The 21,084-nt window shown below is 59.9% G+C and carries 17 protein-coding genes, 1 tRNA gene and 1 pseudogene; 10 read left to right on the forward strand and 9 right to left on the reverse strand.

Features of this window, described 5'->3' with window-relative positions; translation table 11 throughout:
* The first annotated feature begins 413 nt into the window (after positions 1 to 413).
* The gene (locus tag BP38_RS0106485; protein ID WP_026987062.1) at positions 414 to 890 is read left to right on the forward strand and encodes a Ros/MucR family transcriptional regulator; all 477 of its coding nucleotides are present in this window, start codon (positions 414 to 416) and stop codon (positions 888 to 890) included.
* Between the two features lie 247 nt (positions 891 to 1,137).
* Here the strand turns inward: BP38_RS0106485 and BP38_RS0106490 are convergent, their stop codons facing one another.
* Positions 1,138 to 3,021: a site-specific integrase gene (locus BP38_RS0106490; RefSeq protein ID WP_162175129.1), complete on the reverse strand. Its 1,884-nt coding sequence runs from the start codon at positions 3,019 to 3,021 to the stop codon at positions 1,138 to 1,140.
* A gap of 133 nt (positions 3,022 to 3,154) precedes the next feature.
* A tRNA-Gln gene (locus BP38_RS0106495) sits at positions 3,155 to 3,228 on the reverse strand.
* A gap of 352 nt (positions 3,229 to 3,580) precedes the next feature.
* Here BP38_RS0106495 and BP38_RS19410 point away from each other — a divergent pair.
* The 6 genes from BP38_RS19410 (at position 3,581) to guaA (ending at position 10,579) form a co-directional block, all read left to right on the forward strand.
* Positions 3,581 to 4,711, forward strand: a complete 1,131-nt coding sequence (locus BP38_RS19410; RefSeq protein ID WP_245602355.1) for a Ppx/GppA phosphatase family protein — start codon at positions 3,581 to 3,583, stop codon at positions 4,709 to 4,711.
* Positions 4,708 to 5,436 carry an RlmE family RNA methyltransferase gene (locus tag BP38_RS0106505; RefSeq protein WP_026987064.1) on the forward strand — a complete coding sequence of 243 codons (729 nt, stop codon included), beginning with the start codon at positions 4,708 to 4,710 and terminating at the stop codon, positions 5,434 to 5,436. The genes BP38_RS19410 and BP38_RS0106505 overlap by 4 nt, the downstream gene beginning before the upstream one ends.
* A 153-nt stretch (positions 5,437 to 5,589) precedes the next feature.
* The gene (gene guaB, locus BP38_RS0106510) at positions 5,590 to 7,047 is read left to right on the forward strand and encodes an IMP dehydrogenase (protein WP_026987065.1); all 1,458 of its coding nucleotides are present in this window, start codon (positions 5,590 to 5,592) and stop codon (positions 7,045 to 7,047) included.
* A 39-nt stretch (positions 7,048 to 7,086) separates the two neighbouring features.
* Positions 7,087 to 8,406: an RsmB/NOP family class I SAM-dependent RNA methyltransferase gene (locus BP38_RS0106515; protein WP_026987066.1), complete on the forward strand. Its 1,320-nt coding sequence runs from the start codon at positions 7,087 to 7,089 to the stop codon at positions 8,404 to 8,406.
* On the forward strand, positions 8,399 to 8,944 hold the full coding sequence (locus BP38_RS0106520; protein ID WP_026987067.1) for a GNAT family N-acetyltransferase: 546 nt from the start codon (positions 8,399 to 8,401) through the stop codon (positions 8,942 to 8,944). Before BP38_RS0106515 ends, BP38_RS0106520 begins: the two co-directional genes overlap by 8 nt.
* Positions 8,945 to 9,031: 87 nt before the next feature.
* A complete protein-coding gene (gene guaA / locus BP38_RS0106525) occupies positions 9,032 to 10,579 on the forward strand; it encodes a glutamine-hydrolyzing GMP synthase (protein ID WP_026987068.1) in 1,548 nt (515 codons plus the stop codon).
* Between the two features lie 41 nt (positions 10,580 to 10,620).
* On the opposite strand, the gene BP38_RS0106530 is transcribed toward guaA, so the two are convergent.
* From BP38_RS0106530 to BP38_RS19420, 4 genes are all read right to left on the reverse strand, one after another.
* Positions 10,621 to 11,553 (reverse strand): carbon-nitrogen hydrolase family protein, encoded by a 933-nt coding sequence (locus BP38_RS0106530; RefSeq protein ID WP_026987069.1) that lies wholly within the window; start codon positions 11,551 to 11,553, stop codon positions 10,621 to 10,623.
* Between the two features lie 62 nt (positions 11,554 to 11,615).
* The gene (locus tag BP38_RS19415; RefSeq protein WP_051609065.1) at positions 11,616 to 13,133 is read right to left on the reverse strand and encodes a pyridoxal phosphate-dependent decarboxylase family protein; all 1,518 of its coding nucleotides are present in this window, start codon (positions 13,131 to 13,133) and stop codon (positions 11,616 to 11,618) included.
* A 283-nt stretch (positions 13,134 to 13,416) separates the two neighbouring features.
* Positions 13,417 to 14,502 carry a PLP-dependent cysteine synthase family protein gene (locus BP38_RS0106540; protein ID WP_026987070.1) on the reverse strand — a complete coding sequence of 362 codons (1,086 nt, stop codon included), beginning with the start codon at positions 14,500 to 14,502 and terminating at the stop codon, positions 13,417 to 13,419.
* Positions 14,503 to 14,639: 137 nt separating this feature from the next.
* The gene (locus BP38_RS19420) at positions 14,640 to 14,897 is read right to left on the reverse strand and encodes a cupin domain-containing protein (RefSeq protein WP_211250246.1); all 258 of its coding nucleotides are present in this window, start codon (positions 14,895 to 14,897) and stop codon (positions 14,640 to 14,642) included.
* A 252-nt stretch (positions 14,898 to 15,149) separates the two neighbouring features.
* Here BP38_RS19420 and BP38_RS0106550 point away from each other — a divergent pair, with 252 nt between their 5' ends.
* Entirely contained in the window at positions 15,150 to 16,700 is a 1,551-nt protein-coding gene (locus BP38_RS0106550) for a winged helix-turn-helix domain-containing tetratricopeptide repeat protein (RefSeq protein ID WP_026987071.1), read from the forward strand.
* A gap of 68 nt (positions 16,701 to 16,768) precedes the next feature.
* Here BP38_RS0106550 and BP38_RS0106555 read toward each other — a convergent pair whose 3' ends face one another.
* The gene (locus BP38_RS0106555; protein WP_026987072.1) at positions 16,769 to 17,779 is read right to left on the reverse strand and encodes a GlxA family transcriptional regulator; all 1,011 of its coding nucleotides are present in this window, start codon (positions 17,777 to 17,779) and stop codon (positions 16,769 to 16,771) included.
* A gap of 172 nt (positions 17,780 to 17,951) precedes the next feature.
* Here BP38_RS0106555 and BP38_RS0106560 point away from each other — a divergent pair, with 172 nt between their 5' ends.
* The gene (locus BP38_RS0106560; RefSeq protein WP_026987073.1) at positions 17,952 to 19,013 is read left to right on the forward strand and encodes a class I SAM-dependent methyltransferase; all 1,062 of its coding nucleotides are present in this window, start codon (positions 17,952 to 17,954) and stop codon (positions 19,011 to 19,013) included.
* 73 nt (positions 19,014 to 19,086) lie between these two features.
* On the opposite strand, the gene BP38_RS0106565 is transcribed toward BP38_RS0106560, so the two are convergent.
* Complete coding sequence (locus tag BP38_RS0106565) at positions 19,087 to 19,815, reverse strand: SDR family oxidoreductase (protein ID WP_026987074.1); 729 nt, start codon at positions 19,813 to 19,815, stop codon at positions 19,087 to 19,089.
* Between the two features lie 73 nt (positions 19,816 to 19,888).
* Here BP38_RS0106565 and BP38_RS0106570 point away from each other — a divergent pair, with 73 nt between their 5' ends.
* Positions 19,889 to 20,527 (forward strand): TetR/AcrR family transcriptional regulator, encoded by a 639-nt coding sequence (locus BP38_RS0106570; protein WP_026987075.1) that lies wholly within the window; start codon positions 19,889 to 19,891, stop codon positions 20,525 to 20,527.
* Positions 20,528 to 20,665: 138 nt separating this feature from the next.
* Here the strand turns inward: BP38_RS0106570 and BP38_RS19425 are convergent.
* Positions 20,666 to 21,064, reverse strand: a pseudogene (locus tag BP38_RS19425) (RidA family protein).
* Positions 21,065 to 21,084: the final 20 nt, after the last annotated feature.

A 21,084-nucleotide genomic window follows, 5' to 3' on the forward strand; every position in this document is an offset into this window, starting at 1 on the left:
TGCGATGAGCACTCATCTTCTTACAGAATGGATTAACAGTGTAAGGGGTTATCCTCGACATCACGGGTCAACTTACTGTCCCTCCCTTCACGGTCATTGGCGCTAGATTAAGTTCTGGCCAATTTTACGCCCAATAATAGAATCAATTTATAGTATGGTATGTTGAACCGGAATGGACAAAAGTTTTAAGCCGCTCTTTTTTAATTCCAGGGGAGAGCAATAATCACTGAGTATAGGGGCGCACTTGATACGCGTGCAGGAAATGTAGGGATCAGTTCAGTGCTTTTCATGAGTATTATTCTGCGCTATTCAAAGACATACATAGCGCCCCTATGTCATGCGATTCCCCGATTTCATAAGTACCCGGCTGGTGATTTGGGGAAAATTTATGCTGGTTATGTTAGGAAATACTGATGTCTGATAACGAACCGACAAACCTTGAACTGCTGACTCTTACATCGCAGATCGTTTCTTCCCATGTGAGCCGAAATTCGGTCGCTCCTGGTAATCTTCCAGAGTTTATACGGTCCGTTCACGAAGCACTGGTGCAATCCGGGCAGCCTATTCCTGAAGAACCAGAGCAAAAACCGGCTGTTCCCATCAAGAAGTCTGTTCAGGGCGATTATATTGTCTGCCTCGAGGACGGTAAGAAGCTCAAGATGCTGAAGCGTCACCTGAAAACCGCGTACGGGATGACACCCGAAGAATACCGGCAAAAATGGAATCTCTCTCCGGATTATCCGATGGTCGCTCCCAGCTATGCGGCCAAGCGTTCTGAGCTTGCTAAGAACATCGGCCTGGGCAGGATTCGTAGAGGAAAAGAGGAAGTGGCACAGGAAACGAAAAAGAAAACCGCTAAGAAGGGACGCAAGGCTGCTGAGAAGAAGTGAGCAGATGTTCGCTATCCCTGCTTATGGTTCTTAGAGACCGTTTGAGAATGGGGGTTGAACGGACCTGCTATCGCGGGAGTTAAGATGTCATACGCCGGGGAGCCATAAATCAGAGCCATTGGTATTATATAATCCCTCGAAATTGCCAGATCACCTCAGTTGGAATCGGTGTTCACGGGGAACCAGATAACAGTGATTCCCGGCGGCGCATCGCGGGCACGATCGATGTGGTCGAAGCCGTACTAAGTCAAGAGCTGTCTTTGCCTTTCTTTTTATTTGGGGGGGGTTTTTGGGGAGCTTCAAGCATCGGGATACGAGTGGCTTGACTTTCTTTTATCGGTGTGAAGTCGAGTTCGAAATCCAGTGACTTAACAGCATCCGAGACGTCTTTGGCGCGATAGCCATGGAAGTAAGCTGTATGGACATCATTTCCCCCAGAGTGTCCCATCACTGAATCGACGATACTGTTGTCACCGCGGAACTGCTGCTGGAACGTCGTCTTAAAATTGTGTCTTAATGAGTGGAAGTCTACTCGCTTGGTATAAATGCCAAGGCTTTTGCGATAATTTGTAAACCAATCACTTACGCGCTCTGCTTCGTGCGTGGCGGTGAAATACGGGGCATCTTTGTAGAACAGACGACGTTGCCCTTGCTGCTTAGACCACTCGATGAAATCAAGTAGGCCGAGTTCTAGAAGGTTAGGGTGGATTGGAACGTAGCGTTGGGCATTCTCCGTCTTGCCCTTATAGACGTAGAACAGCCAGTTATTGGCTTCCGCACTGAATATGACGTGATCACATTCAAGTCCGCAGATTTCATGCTCACGCATTCCTGAATGCAACGAGATCAGCGGTGCCCAAAAGCGGATGTCCTGAGGCAGGATATTCCCAGGCGTTATGCGATTGCGATGGTTCTTATATCCTGTCCAAATCGGAAATTGAAATAGCGTCTGGAGTTCCTCAAGCTGCCACGTTTGACGCGCGTTCGTGTGCTTGCGAACCTGAGATTTTGAGTAGCGGATACCTTGAAAGGGATTCTGAAAACTGTAAGCACCACGATCAATCTTCCAACTATAAAATTCCGACAAGAAGCCAAGGTGACGATTGATTGTCTTTGGGCTCAGCGGTTCAGCGTACTCTTCAGCCTTCTCGCGGAATAGAGATTTGCCTTCAATAGTGATGGTATCGATATCCTCTTCAAGCTTATCGGCAAGTGCTTGACGTATCCGCGCTGCTTCCGATGGTGTCTTGTTTTTATAGATGGACCGACCGGAGAGGGAAGGAATGCCGGCCAACTCCGTTTGAAATGTAGCGGCATCAGCACGTTGCACTTCCGCGAACGGCCTGTCTCCCATCAGATCAAGCCATAAAGAGATGGCATAGCGCGCTTGATTGGCGGTCTTGTCGGTGTAATCGCGCAGTTTTTCCTTTGCCTGAACAAAGGTCTCATAAGCTTGAGATAGCGTTTCCCGTGAGGCCGATACGGAAACCGGTGATGCATGCTTACCAGCTGGAACGGCTGTTGCGATGAAGGGGTGTTCAGGGCGATAATAGAGGCCTTGCTCGCGATCTATCTCGACCTTGTGCGCAGCTGTTTCCGTAGCAAGCACCTGACGCAGGAAGAGCTTGCGCTCGACTTGGTCCTCGGGAAGCCGCAGGCGGTATTGCTGGAGCTTTGACTCTACGGTTTCTTCAGCGCTCTCCAGATCGTTGAGCTCAAGCTTCAGTTCCGCGCGGGCTTTGTGCCATTCGGTATTGGTCATGCCGAGCAACTGATGCGGAATCGTGTGCTCTTCCTCGATGGGCTCGGCGCGATATCCTGTGCTGCGGGATGCGCGATTGAGTTCGCCGACTTCCAGGATCTCGGTAAAGATATCCATGAGAATCTGGTCGAGTTCGGCGCGGCTCGGCTCCCGGTTTTCTTCTTCGCTCATGATCTCCGTTGATTCGAAAGCGTCCTCGAGACGCGCCGAGAGACGGCTTGCCTGCCGTCGGGCCTGGCGCGGGCAACTGGTCCTCAGGGATCTGACGACATGGCTGCGATGAAGGATTCTAGCATACAACCATGGCAGGCGCTTGCGAAAGTAATAACGTGCGCCGCGGCGCTGCAGATGCATGGCGAGCGTGGACATGACCGCCTCCTGGACTGGGCGGTGCCGGGTCTGTGTGTCACAGCTCGGTGTCATAGCTCTGTGTCACACCCGGAACCGCAGGTTCCTGAGCGGCCTGCTATCTATTTGTTTTCAAGGGAAAAACTGAAAACGTTGGCTGGGGGACCAGGACTCGAACCTGGACTAGCGGAGTCAGAGTCCGCCGTTCTACCATTAAACTATCCCCCAGCAGAGGGCTTGGCGTAACGGGGCGTGGCCCCGTCAGCGTCGAGGCCCTATGTAGTCGAAGCGGGTGGGGGAATGCAAGCCCCGGGGTGGCGAAAATTTGTCTGGGGAATTGGCCGTGCGCGCCTGTTTCCATCAGGCGGACCACGGGTATTTGTTGGTGCCCTGAAGCTTGCGACAGCGGCTTCAAGGCAAAAAAACCGCGCTGTGCTCTGGCCATCATCCGGGTAAAGGTCTTAAAGTCATTGATTGCCCTGTGGGACCTGCCGCTGGTCGGTTCGGGGATCCATCGGCAACCGGTCGGGCGTCGACAAGGGCTGCGGGCAAGGTCAATCATCGAGTCGGAGGGATCCGGGTGCCAGTGCAGAAGGAAGCCAGCAAGCATGCTGCCACTGACAGCTCCGGTCAGCAGCACAGCTCTGCTTCCATGGCCCCGCGCGACGGGCGCACCGCATCGACGGCGCCGCTCTATGCCGCCCTGGACCTGGGGACCAACAACTGTCGCCTCCTGATCGTGCGCGCCTGCGAGGATGGCTATCGCGTGGTGGATACCTTCTCACGCATCGTGCGCTTGGGCGAGGGGCTGGGGCGCAACGGGCGCCTGAGCGAGGCGGCCATGGCGCGCACCATCTCGGCCCTGCAGGTCTGTGCCGAGAAGTTGAAATACCGGGGTGTACGTCACCTTCGAGCGGTCGCGACCGAGGCCTGTCGCCGTGCCGGGAATTGCGATGCTTTCCTCAAGCGCGTGCAGCAGGAAACCGGCCTGGACTTGGAGATCATCACCTCGGAGGAGGAGGCCTGCCTGGCCCTGCAGGGCTGCGCCCCCCTGTTGGCGTCGGACTGCCCGGATGCGCTGGTTTTCGACATCGGCGGCGGTTCGACGGAACTGAGTTGGCTGACCTGCTGCGGGAATACGCTGGTCAAGAACGGTGCCCTGGCGACGGGCAACCTGCGCGCCTGGCATTCTCTGCCCATGGGCGTGGTCACCCTGGCCGAAAAATATGGCGGCAAGGACATTGAAAGCCCGGTCTACGAAGCTATGGTGGCGGAAGCTCTGGAAGCCCTGCACGGATTTGAAGCCATCGCCGGCCTGCAGTCCCTTGCAGACCAGGGCAATCTCCAGTTTCTCGGAACCTCAGGGACTGTCACGACCATGGCAGGCGTCTATCTCGACCTCCATCGCTATCAGCGGCACAAGGTGGACGGCCTCTACATGAGTGCCGATACGGCCCGTGCCGTGATTCGCGCTATTTGCCGCATGCCTTACCAGGCCCGGGTGGCGCACCCCTGCATCGGCGTGCAGCGCGCCGATCTCGTGATTGCGGGCTGCGCCATCCTGGATGCCTTCCTGCGCACCTGGCCTGTCGAGCGCCTGCGCGTGGCCGACCGCGGGGTGCGCGAAGGAATCCTGGCGGGCCTGATTGCTCAGGGACAGGGTGTGGCCGTGTCCCAGGATCTCCTGTCAGCCGCGAAGGCTGCCGAATGAGCAACAGCAAGCGAGGACAGGGCAAGGGGCAGCGCGGCGGCGGTGCCGCATCGCGCCGGCTGCATACGCCGGTGCGTACGGCCAAGGGGCGGCGGGCCTCTTCGACACGCTGGTTGCAGCGGCAGTTGAACGACCCCTATGTGGCCGAAGCCCGGGCGCGCGGGTATCGTTCGCGTGCGGCCTTCAAGATACTGCAGATCGACGAAAAGGTGCGCCTTTTCCGCAAGGGCCAGGTGGTGGTCGACCTGGGCGCGGCCCCCGGCGGCTGGGCCCAGGTGGCTGTGGAACGTGTGGGCAACGGCGGCCGCGTCATCGGCATCGACCTGCTGGAAATGGATCCGATTCCGGGCGCCGAGCTTCTGGAAATGGATTTCATGGCCGACGAAGCCCCGCAGAAGCTGCGCGACCTGCTGGGTGGTGGAGCCGACGTCGTGCTCTCCGACATGGCGCCCGCCAACACCGGACATTCCCAGACGGATCACCTGCGGATCATGGGGCTGGCTGAGGCCGCCCTGGAATTCGCCGAGGAGGTGCTGAGCCCGCGCGGCAGCTTTGTGGCCAAGGTGCTCCAGGGCGGCACCGAGAAGGAATTGCTGGATCGCCTGAAACTGAATTTCGAGCGGGTCCGGCACATCAAGCCGCCGGCAAGCCGCAGCGATTCATCCGAACTCTATGTCGTGGCCCAGGGATTTCGCGGCAGCGGACGCAGCAGTGGGCCCAACTGACCCTCGTTGTCCGGCCTGGAGCAACCAGAAAGGGACAGCCGGAACCGGCACTGTGACAGTCGCGTAGAATCCCTTGCCAAGCCAGGCTTTGCTCTTGTGAGGGCAGGGACCTCGTGTAAGATGCGCCGCCAATCCAAAATCAAGGCGGTTGGCATGCAGATTCGCGACGCATTCACCTTTGACGACGTGCTTCTGGAGCCGGCGGAGTCATCTGTTCTTCCCGGCACAGCAGACACGCGCACCTCCCTGACCTCCACCATCGAACTGGGCATTCCGCTGCTGTCCTCGGCCATGGACACCGTGACGGAAAGCCGTATGGCGATTGCCATGGCGCAGGTCGGCGGTCTGGGCGTGATCCACAAGAACATGACCATCGAGGAGCAGGCCGACGAGGTCCGCAAGGTCAAGAAGTTCGAAAGCGGCATGGTCGTCAATCCCGTGACGATCCATCCCGACGAGCCCCTGGCCAATGCGCTGGCCTTGATGGACACCAACGGGATCTCGGGCATTCCTGTGGTCGAGCGCAAAACGGGCCGCCTGGTGGGCATTGTCACCAACCGCGACGTGCGCTTTGCCGAGAACCGGCAGCAGCCGGTCTCTGAATTGATGACCCAGGAAAACCTGGTCACCGTCAAGGATGGGGTCAGCCGGGATGAAGCCCGCCGTCTGCTGCACCAGTACCGCATCGAGAAGCTTTTGGTGGTCGATGACAGCTTCCGCTGTACCGGCCTGATCACCGTGAAGGACATCGAGAAGGCCCAGGCCCACCCCAATGCCTGCAAGGACCCCCAGGGGCGCCTGCGGACCGCCGCGGCCATCGGCGTGGGCGAGGACGGTCTGCGCCGGGGCGAGGCCTTGGTGGATGCCGATGTGGACGTGCTGGTGGTCGATACCGCGCATGGTCATTCACGCGGTGTGCTGGACGCCGTGGACCGGGTGAAGAAGCTGTCCAACGAAGTGCAGGTGATCGCCGGCAACGTGGCCACTGGAGATGGCGCCCGGGCCCTCGTGGATGCTGGTGCCGATGCCATCAAGGTCGGTATTGGACCGGGCTCGATCTGCACGACACGCGTGGTGGCCGGTGTCGGGGTGCCGCAGCTGACGGCGCTGTTCGATACCGTGGAGGTTTGCCACAGCCAGAACGTGCCGGTGATTGCAGACGGTGGGGTCAAGTTCTCCGGCGACCTGGCCAAGGCCATTGCTGCGGGCGCCGACTGCGCCATGATCGGCTCATTGCTGGCCGGTACGGACGAGAGCCCGGGTGAAGTTTTCCTGTACCAGGGACGGACCTACAAGACCTATCGCGGCATGGGCTCTCTGGGCGCCATGGCGCGCGGTTCCGCCGATCGCTATTTCCAGCAGGAGGTTGCCGACAACCTGAAGCTGGTGCCGGAAGGCGTGGAGGGGCAGGTGCCCTACAAGGGGACCGCCGGGACCGTCATTCACCAGCTGGTCGGCGGTCTGCGCGCCGCCATGGGCTATACCGGCAATGCCACCATCAAGGATATGCAGACGAACTGCCGCTTCCTGCGCCTGACCAATGCCGGTCTGAAGGAAAGCCACGTTCACGATGTGGTGGTGACTCGTGAAGCGCCGAATTATCGCAACTAGGGTGACTGCTCTTGCCAGGAGTCATTTCAGGAGAGTGACATGACGCCTGCGGCCCGCATGCAGGCGGCGATCGAGCTATACGAAAGCATGTCAGGAACACAGCGACCCTCGGACCGGGTGGCTGCCGACTACTTTCGACAGCGCCGCTACATCGGCGCCAAGGACAGGCGCAACATCACCCTGCAGTGCTATGGGGCGCTGCGCGGCCACGCTCGCATCAACTGGTGGATTGCGCGCTGGGGCGGGACGGCGACGCCGCGGCGCCAGATCCTGGCCTGGCATCTGCTGGCCAATGGCGAAAGCCTGGACAGCCTTCTGGCATGCCTGGGCAGCGGCAAGTACGCCCCTCATGCGTCCGACGCGGAGGAACGGGCCCTGTTGCAGGCGCTTGCCACGCACACCCTGGATCATCCCGACCAGCCGCCTTCTGTGGCCCTTGAAATGCCGGAATGGCTGATGGACCCGCTGCAGCGGGCGCTGGGAGACAGGCTCGAGGTCGAACTGGCAGCCCTGCGCCAGGCGGCAGCGGTGGACCTGCGGGTCAACAGCTTGAAGGCGGATGTGGATAGGGTGAAACAGGCCCTGCACGACGAGGGCATCGAGACAGAAGTCTGTCCCTGGTCGCCCCTAGGGTTGCGGATTGACGGACGGCGGCCTGTGGCGGCAACGAAGGCCTTTCGCGACGGCCTGCTGGAAGTGCAGGACGAGGGCTCCCAGCTGGTGGCCCTCCTGGCCGACGCCCGCCCCGGACAGCGTATCTGTGACTTCTGTGCCGGGGCCGGTGGCAAGACCCTGGCTTTGGCCGCAGCCATGGAGAACAAGGGCCAGTTGCTGGCTTGCGATGTCCTGGAAAAGCGCCTTGCGCGTTCTTCGGTGCGGCTGCGCCGCGCCGGTGTCCACAACGTCACCCGCCGGGCGCTGTCCAGCGAACGCGATCCCTGGCTGAAGCGGCAGAAAAAGTCCTTTGACCGGGTCCTGGTCGATGCCCCCTGTTCGGGCAGCGGCACCTGGCGGCGCAATCCCGAGGGCAAGTGGCGCCTGTCGCCGGAGGACCTCAACGCCTTGCTGGAGTTACAGGGGCGAATCCTGGACAGCGCTGCGCGCCTTGTGAAGCCGGGGGGCCGACTGATCTACGCCACCTGTTCCCTGCTGCGTGAGGAGAACGAAGAGCGTGTGGACAGCTTCCTCAAGGACCATGGTGATTTTGTGCTGAGGCCGGTCAAGGAGCTATGGCCCGACCTGCTCGGCACAGAGCTTCCCGAGGGCGTCGAGGATCACTTGCGCCTGTTCCCGGCCGCGCATGGCACCGATGGCTTCTTCGCGGCCGTCCTGGAGCGGCAGGAGGTGTCGGATGACTGACATGGTTTTTCGCGTGCGTGACGCCACGGCCATGGATGGGCGGTCTTTGGCGGAAATACATGTCGAGACCTGGCGCGCAGCCTATGCGGGACTTGTGCCGGACGAACACCTGATTGCCCTCTCCGTCGAGGAACGCACCCATTATTGGCGGGAACTGGCGGCCCGGCGCAAGGAGATGCAGGTCCTGGTGGCCGAAAGCGAAGAGCGCACCCTCGTCGGGTTTGCCGCCTGGGGGCGAACCCGTGCCGGGCAACTGCCCTTTCGCTCTGAAATCTATGCGCTTTACGTGCACCCCGATTGGCAGAACCGGGGCGCGGGGCGTGCCCTGATGACAGCAGCGTTCGAGGAAATGGCTGCGGCCGGCCATTTCAACGCCTGTCTCTGGGTGCTGTCCGGCAACAACAGCCGCTATTTCTACGAGGCCATGGGGGGCCAGTCCATCGGACAGCGGCTTGAAAGCTTTGCCGGGACCCGGCTGGAGGAAACCGCCTATGCCTGGCCGGACCTGATCGGCTGGCTGAAGAGCGTAAAGGGCTGACCTGCCGGCGGCAAAAGGCTAAAAGGACGCAAGATCTTCATGCCGTTGCGGCGGCGTTCCAGGCGAGAAGGATTTAAAGACACAGCCATGACCGACCGCATCCTGATTCTCGACTTCGGATCCCAGGTGACCCAGTTGATCGCCCGCCGTGTTCGCGAAAGCGGCGTCTATTGCGAGATCATGCCCTTCAATGCCGAGGAAGAGCGCATCCGCAGCTTCGCGCCCAAGGGCGTGATTCTCTCGGGTGGACCAGCCTCCACCACCACCGAGGGCAGCCCACGTGTGCCGGAACTGATCTTCGAGATGGGGGTTCCGCTGCTGGGCATCTGCTATGGCCAGCAGTCCATGGCCGCCCAGTTGGACGGGCAGGTCGAGGGCTCGGACCATCAGGAGTTCGGCAAGGCCTTCCTGGAGATCCGCAAGGCCAGCCCACTCTTCGAAGATCTCTGGGAGGTGGGCGAGCGCCATCAGGTCTGGATGAGCCACGGCGACCGGGTGGCTGCCTTGCCATCGGGCTTCGAAGTGATCGGGACTTCAGAGGGCGCTCCCTGTGCCGCTGTGGCCGACGAGCAGCGCCGCTATTACGGTGTGCAATTCCATCCCGAGGTGGTGCACACACCGGACGGCGGCCGGCTACTGGCCAACTTCACGCACAGGATTGCCGGTTGCCGCGGCGACTGGACCATGGCCGCTTTCCGCGAACAGGCGGTGGCGGCCATTCGGCACCAGGTGGGCGACGGCCGCGTGATCTGCGGACTGTCCGGCGGCGTCGATTCCTCCGTAGCGGCCGTGCTGATCCACGAGGCCATTGGCGAGCAGCTGACCTGCATCTTCGTCGACCACGGCCTGCTGCGCCAGGGCGAGGCGGAGCAGGTGGTCGAGGTCTTCCGCCACCACTACAACATCCCGCTTGTGGCTCGCGATGCTAGCGAACTGTTCCTTGGCAAGCTGGAAGGGGTCGAGGACCCGGAGCAGAAACGCAAGATCATAGGCAACACCTTCATCGACGTCTTTGACGAGGAGGCGGCCAAGGTGGGCGGCGCGGACTTCCTGGCCCAGGGCACGCTCTATCCCGACGTAATCGAGTCCGTCTCCTTCACCGGCGGGCCGTCGGTGACCATCAAGAGCCACCACAACGTGGGCGGCTTGCCCGAGCGCATGCAGATGCAGCTGGTCGAGCCCCTGCGCGAGCTGTTCAAGGACGAGGTCCGCGTGCTGGGCCGTGAACTCGGCCTGCCGGAAAGCCTGGTCGGCCGCCATCCCTTCCCGGGACCCGGCCTGGCCATCCGCATTCCCGGACCGGTATCGCGCGAGAAGGCGGACATTCTGCGCAAGGCCGACGCCATCTATCTGGACGAGATCGCCAAGGCCGGCCTCTATGATGCGATCTGGCAGGCCTTCGCTGTCCTGCTGCCGGTCCGCACCGTGGGCGTAATGGGCGATGCCCGGTCCTATGACTATGTCTGCGCCCTGCGGGCCGTGACCTCCACAGACGGCATGACGGCCGAAAGCTATCCCTTCGATCACGGTTTCCTGTCCGGTGCGGCCACGCGTATCATCAACGAGGTGCGCGGCATCAACCGCGTGGTCTATGACGTGACCAGCAAACCGCCCGGTACGATCGAGTGGGAGTAGAGAAGTAGAATAGCTGGTGCTTTCAAAGTTTCGGTGGAGGTTTATTCGAAAAGTACCGGGCGTTGTTTCTTTCTGTTCACGGTGAGAGAAAAAACGTCGGGTCGCGCATAATGCCCACTGGCGTCGAATTTTCGTCGAGACGCCCGTGCCGCAGCGACATCGATCTCGGCGGTCAGGAGGCCCTTTTCCTGATGCATCGGGCCGGCCATGATTCCACCGAAGGGCTTGTAGACGACGGCGTCGCCCGCGTTAATCCATTCGTCCTTGTTCGGGAAAAGCTCGTCGCGAAAAGGAATGTTTTCGGGAATGTCGGATGCTTCCAGTGCCGTCGCACAACCAATCACCCAGCAACCGCCCTCACGTGAGATGTGCTGCATTGTTGCGAACCATGTGTCGCCGCTGTCCCATGTTGGAGCAACATAGATATCGATGTTCTGGGCATAGAGCGCATAGCGTGCGAGCGGCATGTAGTTTTCCCAGCAGATCAATGCACCGACACGGCCGATGGCGGTATCAACCACGTTCAAGCCGGCGCCGTCACCGAAACCCCAAACCATCCGTTCCGGGTTTGTCGGCATGAGCTTGCGGTGATTGTTGACCAGCCTGCCATCCGCATCGATGATCGCGCAGCTGTTGAAAAGTGTGCTGCCACTGACAGAACCGTCAATCTCCTGATAGCCGATCACCACTACGACAGCACAGTCTTGTGCCGCTTCCTGTAGCGGCCTCAATCCATTCTTGCCCAGATCCACCGAGTTGGCCTGTGAAAGGGCATAAAGCGCATCCGTCTTGCCCATACCGGCCCCTGGCGGTAGCCGCCAGACGAAAGTGGGGTAGCCAGGCAGCCAGACTTCTGGAAAAACCACCATGTCGCAGCCCATGGCTGCGGATTCCTGAACAATTTCTACCGCGCAAACCATGGATTTTTCGAGATCGAGATAGATCGGTGGTTTTTGTACGATCGAGACCTTCATCTTCTTTCCTTTTGTGGGGCAGCTCAAAGCGCAGATTTGCAAGCTTGAGCCGCACTTGTCCTCTAGGCACGCTGCATGTGAAGCTCCGTGGCTGTCAAAAAACCGGCCTCCCCCATCAGCGTTTCTCCCCGGCGTAAAACCTCGTCGATCAGGATATCCAGATCGGCGCGTGTCGTGCGATGGTTGGTGATTGCGGCGCGCAGGCAATGGCGACCTTGGACTGTGGTGTCGGAGACTGCGGCGATGCCGGCTTCCTGCATTCGCACCATGATTTCGGTATTCAGCCTCTTGAGCGACGGCTCGGGCAGTCCTTCCGGATCATAGCGGAAGCAGACGATGTTGATTGCGGTCGGAAAACACATGCTCAGATCAGGGGTGGCTTCTATTCGTTCCGATAGGTAGCGGGCATGAGCAAGGTCCTGATCGATGAGGCGGCCAAATTTGGCCACGCCCTGCTCCTCCAGCGCCATCCAGACCTTGAGGGCACGGAATCCGCGTGAAGTTTGAAGTCCGAAGTCGTGCAGCCAGGTTCCCGACGCGATGCCGCGCGGTGCGTTTTCAAGATACTCTGGCGTCAGCGTGAAGCTGCCAAAATGTGCATCCGCATCGCGGACAAGAGCGCAGCCAACCTCGAAGGGGGCGTGCAGCCATTTGTGCGGGTCCAGTGCAATGGAATCGGCGCGCTTCATCCCTTGTATCAGCGCCTGTCCTTCGGGTGCTATTGCGAGGAGTGCACCGATGCACCCATCTACATGCAGCCACAGCCCTTCATCGACGCAGAAATCAGCGATCGCCTGCAGATCGTCGATGGCGCCCGTATTGACCGTGCCGGCAGTTGCAATCACACAGGCGGGCTGGTGCCCTGCCGCTCTGTCACGGTCCACTGCCCTGCGCAGGGCTGCAACATCCATCCGGCAAGCCGTGTCGGATGGCACACGGCAAAGGGCCTGGTTGCCCAGCCCCATCGCTTCCAATGCGATCTGGTGACATGAATGGATCTGATCCGAGCCGTAGAACCTCAGGGGTGCCTTCAGGGCGCCTATGCCCAGTTCACGCATGTCGATGCCAGACATCTGGTTGCGTGCGACGGTCAGGCCGATCAGATTGGCCATTGATCCGCCTGAGACCAGCGTACCGCTGGCCGTTGCGGGATAGCCTATCATTTCCTTCATCCAGGAAACGACCTGCTTGTCGATCTCAGCTGCAGCATGGTCGCCGCCGGCGAGATTCGAGCCAAGAACGGCTGCAAGGAAGTCTCCCAGAGCGCCCGTGAAATTGCTCGCTCCCATGTACCACATCCAGAAGCGTGGATGGATGTTTCCCATCGGGTACGGCAACATGTTCGTGACGAGATCGTCGTAGACTTCAGCTAGCGGCCGGCCCTCCTGCGGTACTGGGCGGCGGAATTGCGTGCGTACCTCGGGTGTCATGACCTGCCAAAGAGGGCGTTCGCGAACGTCGCGGGTATAATCGACCGCGTCGTCGACAATGCGTCGGGCAAGAATGCGAAGCGTTTCCCAATCCTCAGGGTCGAGGTTTTCCTCCCGGGCGGTCTTCGCTTCATTTGCGACTGCAGTCATGGTTGGCTTTCCCAAGATGTGATGTTCGCTCGCGCGGATGAACGTCAGGGCGCTTCAGACTCGCAGTTGCCCTGCGCGTTCATGGATACTGCAGGTAACCGAAAATGCCCGTCAGGCCGACTGATGACTTGGTAGCGGCTCCGGCTGCAGCTTGTCGGACTTTTTTGGTTGCTGATTCGAGCCGCGGGACCGCTGCGGTTTTCCCTACCCGACTTGATTGGCCCAGGGCACTGCAGAGACGGATCGTGCAGAGTCGTATCATTTTTTCCGTGGGTTGCGGCGGCTATTCTGCGGCCATCTGATAACCGGGCGTCGAACGCGACAGTGCCGTTTCTTCCTCGGTCATGTCCTCAGGGATCGTTTCGAACAGCGGCGTTGACATGTAGCGTTCGCCTGTGTCCGGCAGCATGCAGAGGATGACGGCCCCAGGCTCGACCCGTTCGGCGACCTGCATGGCGACGGCAAAGGTCGAGCCTCCAGAGATACCCGTCAGAATGCCTTCCCGCTGCGCGAGTTTCTGAGCCCAGGCAATGCCGTCGGGGCCGGCAACAGGGATCAGTTCGTCATAAAGCCCGTCATCCAGCGCTTCCTGCAGGATGTGGGGAATGAAGTCGGGGGTCCAGCCCTGGATTGGATGTGGTTGGAAAGCAGGGTGGCTTTCGGCGGGCGAATGATCCGGGTTGCGCGCCTGCGCGTGACCGCTGCCCAGAAGCTGCGCATTGGCGGGTTCCGACAGCACGATCTTTGTTTCCGGCCGTTCGCGGCGCAGAGCACGCCCCACCCCCGTCACCGTGCCGCCGGTGCCGTAGCCTGTGATCCAGTAATCCAGCTGCTTGCCGTCGAAGTCGGTGAGAATCTCGCGGGCAGTCGTGTTCTCGTGGATACGGGCGTTCGCCTCGGTTTCAAACTGGCGGGCAAGGAACCAGCCATTCGCTTCGGCCAGTTCCACTGCCTTGCGGTACATGCCGAAGCCCTTTTCCGCGCGCGGCGTAAGCACGACCTTTGCACCCATCATCCTCATCAGTTTGCGACGCTCGACCGAAAAGCTGTCGGCCATTGTAACCACCAGCGGATAGCCCTTGGCTGCACAAACCATGGCCAGTCCGATTCCGGTGTTGCCCGACGTCGCCTCGACCACGGTCTGTCCCGGGCTCAGTCTTCCGTCGCGTTCGGCCTCCTCAATGATGCTGAGTGCCAGCCGGTCCTTTACCGATCCGGCCGGGTTGAAGGCCTCGGCCTTCACGTAGACCTCCACACCGTCCGGCGCGAGCGAATTGATCCGGATCGCAGGGGTGTCCCCCACGGTTTCGAGGACGCTGGCGAAAAGCCTGCCGCGCCCCTGTGTTGTGCGCATCGTCATTGCGTCCATCGATTTTCTCCGTCCTTTCTTCATCAACCGGGACAATCCTGGTCGACACATGAAATTTGCTTCGGGACCACTGTGTCCGTGTTCGGCCGGGTGCAAATATCCGGTCTTCCGAGCGAACCAGCATGAGCGGGAAATGGTCAGTGCTGGTGTTCGGGTGGCGCAAACAAGATCAGTTCGACCCGCTCGGCGCCTTCGACATAGGCATCGTGCCCGGGCGGAATTTCGAAGAAGTCGCCCGTGCTCAGATGTGTCTCGATGCCCGTGTCGATCATGCGAACCACAAGCTTGCCCGACATGCAGTAGCCGGTGTGCCGCATGGGGCAGGAGTCGGGCGAGCCGAGCAGCGGTTTCTCGTCAGCCTCCCAGGTCCAGCCGGGTTCAAAGATTGCACGCATTCCTGTGCTGCCATCGACCATGTTGACGATGGGAGATGCCCCCTCGATCTTTCATGTCCAGGAGTTGATCTGGTTTCTCAAACCGTCTTATTTCTATTGAATTTTCTTGCATTGCTCTCTCCGTTCCCTTTTTGGGCCTTCGGAAGGCCCGCGCCATTGTAGTTGTTGATCTTAAGGCATCCGCGTCGGGCAAGCTTGACGGAGTTCTGAAGAATTCCTGTAGAAGTCGGCGATTATACCATATGCTCTCACATGACTTGGGCATTCGGTGATTTTCGTCTCGACCCGGAGCGCTTTCAACTCAGCCACTGCGAAAGACCGGTGCGGCTGGAACCCCAAGTGCTTACCCTGCTGATCCATCTGGTCCGAAATCGCGATCACATGGTCTCGAAGGACGAGATCGTCGCTGCGGTCTGGCAAGGTCAGGCGGTCTCGGATGCCAGCATTTCCAGCCGTATCCGCTCAGCCCGTCAGGCGGTCGGCGACAATGGTGTGCGACAGGCAGTAATCCGCACGGTTCATGGCCGGGGATTCCGCTTCATCCCCGAGGTATCCACACTGCCACTCGAGCACGCGTCTGTTGAGGGTATCGTTCACCAACCGCTTGACCGCCCCGGCGGGCGCCCCTCTATCGCCGTACTCCCCTTGCAACAGCTCGGCATGTTGCCGGAGCTCGCCATTCTGGGTGATGCGATTCCGCACGAGATCATCGAGGCTTTATCGCGACTGCGATGGCTTGCGGTGATCGCGCGAGGGTCATCCTTCCGCTTCCGGCAAGTTGCAGCCGATCTGGATTTGGTGTCTGCAGCACTTACCGCGCGCTACGTCCTTTCTGGAATTATCGAGAGCCACAATCGTATCATTGCTGTGACGCTCGAACTGACCGACACCAGCTCCCGCGAGATGCTCTGGGCCGATCGGCTCGTGGCTCCTGTTGAAGACATCGGTGACCTGAGGGCGCGGATTGTGGCGCACCTCGTATCGGCGCTTGAGGCCCACATACCCTTCAACGAAGCGCGCATCGCGCGGCTGAGCGACCCGACGGGGCTGGATGCTTGGGCGAATTATCACATCGGCCTCGGTCATCTGTACCGTTTCACGACTGACGACACGGCATTGGCGCAGGTCTGTTTCGAACGGGCGGTCAAGTTGGATCCGCACTTCGCGCGTGCTCATGCGGGACTGTCTTTTACCAGCTTTCTCGACGCGTTCTTGCGTCTGACGCCTGATCCAGCATTGGCCACTCGCGAAGCACGGCGCCATGCCGAGCGCAGTCTGGAACTGGATGCTCTCGACCCCTTTGCGAACTTCACAATGGGTCGCACATTCTGGTTGACGGATGAGCCCGAAGTCGCTGCTGACTGGTTGGCACGGGCGACGGCGCTGAACCCTAACTATGCACAAGGCTTCTACGCTGCGGCCTTCACCGATATGCTGAACGGAAAGGCGGCTGCTTCGTTCACCGCGCTGGACACCTCGCTGCATCTAAGCCCACTCGACCCGCTGCTCTATGGCATTCACGGCGTTCGTGCGCAGATGCTGATCCAGCAGGAGGATCATGAGGCCGCCGCCAGCTGGGCCGATCGCGCAGCCACCACACCCGGAGCACATTATCTGATCGCAATGATCGCGCTTGCTGCCAATGGTCTGGCTGGCCGACACGACCAGGCGGCTCGATGGCGGCGCCAGGTGCACCGGCGCAAACCCGACGCCACGGTGGCGGACTATTTTGCCGCCTTTCCGACACGCGACACCGCGTCCCGCGCGCGTATCGCGATGGAACTGCGTCGGCACGGCTTCTGATCGCGATATAAGCCATCAGGAGTGGCATAGTCGGACACGAACCGTCCGCTACTTCATGTCGTTTGGGCTCATGCATAATCCGTGATCATGAACTTGCGGCGATAGACACCCGGCGTGACGCGGGCAATGCGCTTGAAGAGACGCCGAAACGCAGCCGCATCCTCATAGCCAACTTCCCAGCTAATCTGGTCGATGGGGACCTCACTGTTTTCGAGCCGTCGTTTCGCTTCCTCGATACGGACGTGCTGTACATAACTGATCGGCGAGAAACCGGTTGCCCGCTTGAAGCGGCGTTCGAAAGCACGGGCTGAAAGACCTGACCTGCCTGTCATTTCGGCAACCGGACTGCCAACTGCGAAGTTTTGCTCGAGCCATTGCTGCAGGCCGAGCACCAGTGAGTCGCTGTGTTGTGTGCGTGGGAGGAACGGCAGGTAGGGGGCCTGGCCTTCCGCATGACGTTCCAGCAACTCGAACTTGGCGATCGCTTGCGAAGCGGCCGGACTGACAAAGCGTCCGATCAGGTAGAGAACGAGATCCTGCCAGGACGCAGCGCCGCCCGACATGACGAACTCTTCCCGATCACCCGCCGTGATAAGCACTTCGTTCAGGCACAGTTCGATCCTTGGGAAGCGTTGCTGGAAGGATGGTGCGAGGGCCCAGTGCGTCGTTGCATGACGCCCTTCGAGCAGCCCCGTCTCCGCAAGTAGCAGAAGCCCGGTGCAAGCCGAGCAGAGAAGTGCACCGCGCTCATGCATTGCTTCCAGCCAGGCCACGAGTTCGGGATGCTGGCCTGTTTGCCATCCCTCCTGGACTGCCATGGTGGGGACGATGACGATGTCGGTTTGCGCGACCTCGCGGAAGGGGCGCTGGATGGCAATGGGCAGGCCGCTGGCGGCCGCCATGTTTGCCCGTTCGGCGCCGACAATCTCGACCTGGAAGGGCGGCGTTGCCGGGACGCCGTCATAAAACTCCGCCACCACTGGAAACGCCGTCAGCACCTCGTAAAGTCCGGCAATCGGCATGCAGAGCGTGCCAGGGACCGCGACCAGGCAAACGTGAAACGTCGGATACTCGGCCATTTTATTGACTCTCGCGACGGAAATGGACCGATAGCGGCGAGTTTCGCACTTCCGATGCAATGCCTCAACAAAGAGGATTCAGTCAGCCTGGGCTTGCGGGCCTCCAGGCATCTCGGCGTTTGGTTACGACCATCGAGAAGCGAATACCACGCGAAAGAAGAGGGAGAGAACGATGGGAGCGATCGACGAGAATAAACTCAATGTCTTTATCCAGCAGGCTATCGGTGATCTCGCAGCAGGCTTTGGCGGCGTGATGGTCAGTCTCGGCCACAAGTGCGGTCTCTATAAGGGGATGCATGATGCCGGTCCGATAACTGCCGGCCAGTTGGCAGAACGCGCCGGTTGTGCCGAGCGCTATGTGCGCGAATGGCTCAATAGTCAGGCGGCCGGGGGCTATGTGGAGTATGATGCAGCAAAGGATACCTATGAACTGACACCGGAACAGGCGATGGTGCTGGCCGATGAGGATAGCCCGGTCTTCATCCCGCATGCCTGGGAGGTTCCTGCCTCGATCTGGTTCGACGAGGACAAGTTGCTGCGAGCCTTTCGAACAGGCGAGGGGGTGGCCTGGGGTGAGCATCACCATCGGCTGTTCTGCGGCAACGCCGCCTTCTTCAAGGCGCCCTATCAGGCCAATCTCGTCTCGAACTGGCTGCCGGCCCTTGGTGGCGTCGTCGAAAAGCTGTCTGCAGGTGCGCGCGTGGCCGATGTCGGGTGTGGCCATGGTCATTCCACCATCATCATGGCCGAGGCCTTTCCCAACTCCCGTTTTGTCGGTTTCGACGCCCATGCCGACTCGGTTACAGCCGCCCGGGACAACGCCGGTAAGGCAGGAGTGGAAGACCGGGTCCACTACGAAATTTCCAGTGCGAAGACCTTCCCTGGAAAAGACTATGACCTTGTGTGCTTTTTCGACTGCCTGCACGACATGGGTGATCCGGTTGGTGGGGCTCGCCATGCCGCAGAGACGCTGGCAGAGGATGGAACGGTCATGCTCGTGGAGCCCTTCGCCAATGATCGCCTGGAGGACAATCTCAATACCATCGGCCGGCTCTTCTATAGCGGTTCGACAACGATCTGCTGCCCGCATTCACTGTCCGAGGAAGTCGGTATGGCGCTTGGCAACCAGGCCGGCGAGACTCGCCTGGCACGGATATTCGAGGAAGCCGGATTCAATTCGTTCCGCCGCGTGGCCGAGAATCCTTTCAATCTCGTTTTCGAGGTAAAGCTCTAGATTTACGTGTGTATTACTGTGCTTTTGCAAGCTTCTAAAAGGCCCGAAAGGCGGGAGCGCTCGTTTCTCAGCCTCACCAGGGCGTGTCACCATCTGGCTCCACAAAGCGCCCAGAAACCGCGTCTTCGCCCAGCAACGCATACTTGGCTGGCAATCGCGCACCTTCCTCGGGCGTCATGAAGCCTGCATGTCCGGTCAGATCGGTTTTGACGTATCCCGGGCACACCGAGTTCACCACAATGGGTGTGCCATGCAACTCAGCGGCCAGTTGCACAGTCAACATGTTGAGCGCCGTCTTGGAGGCATTGTAGCCGATCAAGCGTGCTGAATAGTAAGGCGAGGATGGGTCACCATTAATCGCGAGCGACCCGAGCGTGGTGGCAAGATTGACGATGCGGCCAGCCTGTGACTTGCGCAGCAGGGGCAGCATGGCCTGCGTCACCGCCAACGTACCAATGAAGTTCGTTTCCATGATCCGGCGCACAGCGGCAGTTGAAGCCGCGGTTGGGGGACCGTCGGCAGCATCGACGATGCCAGCATTATTGACCAGAATGTCCAACCGCCCATGCTTGGCGGCGATCTGTTCTGCGGCAGCGGCAATGGTCGCTTCATCGTTCAGATCGATCTCGATGCTTTCGCTGGACAGTCCGCGCAATGTTAGCTCGCCTGCAGCTTCCTTGCCGCGTTCCGGGTCGCGCGCACTGACAATGACGGTGACCCCGGATTCTGCGAGTTGCCGGGCAATTTCGCGTCCAATACCCTTGTTGGCTCCGGTAACGAGGGCGATGCGGGTATCTGCCATGACACATCCTTTCAAAGTTTGCTATGAGGCTGCTGGTAATATATGAAGAATTCTTCGCTTTGAGGATTCGCTTATGGCTGCAACACCGCCCCGCCACTTAAGCCCCCGAAAAACGCCGCGTCAGGCGCGCGCCACCGTGACTCTGGAGGCCATATTCGAAGCGACTATTCAGGTTTTGCTTGCCGAAGGACTGCATCGGCTGACCACTACACGCGTTTCGGAGCGGGCCGGGGTTTCTGTTGGTACGATGTACCAATACTTCCCTCACAAGCAGGCGCTGCTTTATGCTCTGAACGAGCGTTACCTCGATATCGTGGCCGAGAGGGTGGAGAAAGCTTGCGCCGAACATCATGGTGCCCCCATCTCGGAGATGGTTGAAGCACTCGTAAACGCGTATTGGGAAGCGAAAACCGAGCGGAGAGATGTCACTCGCGCCCTTTATCAGTCTGCGGTCGAGCTGGACAACGAGGCGCTGATCGAAGCCTTCAGCCAGCGAGTGGACGCTGCGACGAGTGCGATGTTCACAAGCGCGACAGACGCTATCGACGGCGACCAAGTCCTTCTCAACACAACCTTGCTCGCCGTGATTTTCGGAACTGTGCGCAACGTGTTCGAGCGAAATCTGCCGCCCGCGGTGGAGTCCGACATTCGCAGGCAACTGGTGAAGATGTGCGTTTCCTACATGGCGGCGGCCAAGGTCCCGAACCCTTAAGCGGTTCGCGAAGCGGACAGGCGGCTTCCTTCCAGATCACGACAGATAACGCTCTCTAACGGCGCTGCGCGCATCCGATAGGTCCTTGTGTGGGTGATATCGCGAAGGCGCCTGGACAGACGCCGAGGTCGAGGATGATCAGCTGTCGCCGGGGATACGGGCAATCACCTTGATCTCGAAGTCGAAGCCGGCAAGCCAGTTGACGCCGACAGCTGTCCAATTCGGATAAGGCGGCTCAGAGAACACTTCGCTCTTTATCTCCATGATCGCGGGGAACTGGTTCTCGGGGTCGGTATGGAAGCTTGTTAAATCAGCAATATCGTCAAAAGTGCAGCCTCCTGCTTCCAGGACTGCCTTCAGATTGGCGAAGGCAAGCCGGACCTAGGCGGCAAAGTCGGGCTCGGGGGTGCCGTCGGGACGGCTGCCGACCTGTCCGGAAACGAACAACAGATTCCCGGAGCGGATCGCGGCGGAATAGCCATGCTCCTCATAGAGAGCGTGGCGGTTTGCGGGGAAGATGGCATCGCGCTGAGTCATGTTGTGGTTCCTTTCCCAAA

It is taken from the genome of Fodinicurvata fenggangensis DSM 21160, assembly GCF_000686045.1.
Lineage (GTDB): Bacteria > Pseudomonadota > Alphaproteobacteria > Kiloniellales > DSM-21159 > Fodinicurvata > Fodinicurvata fenggangensis.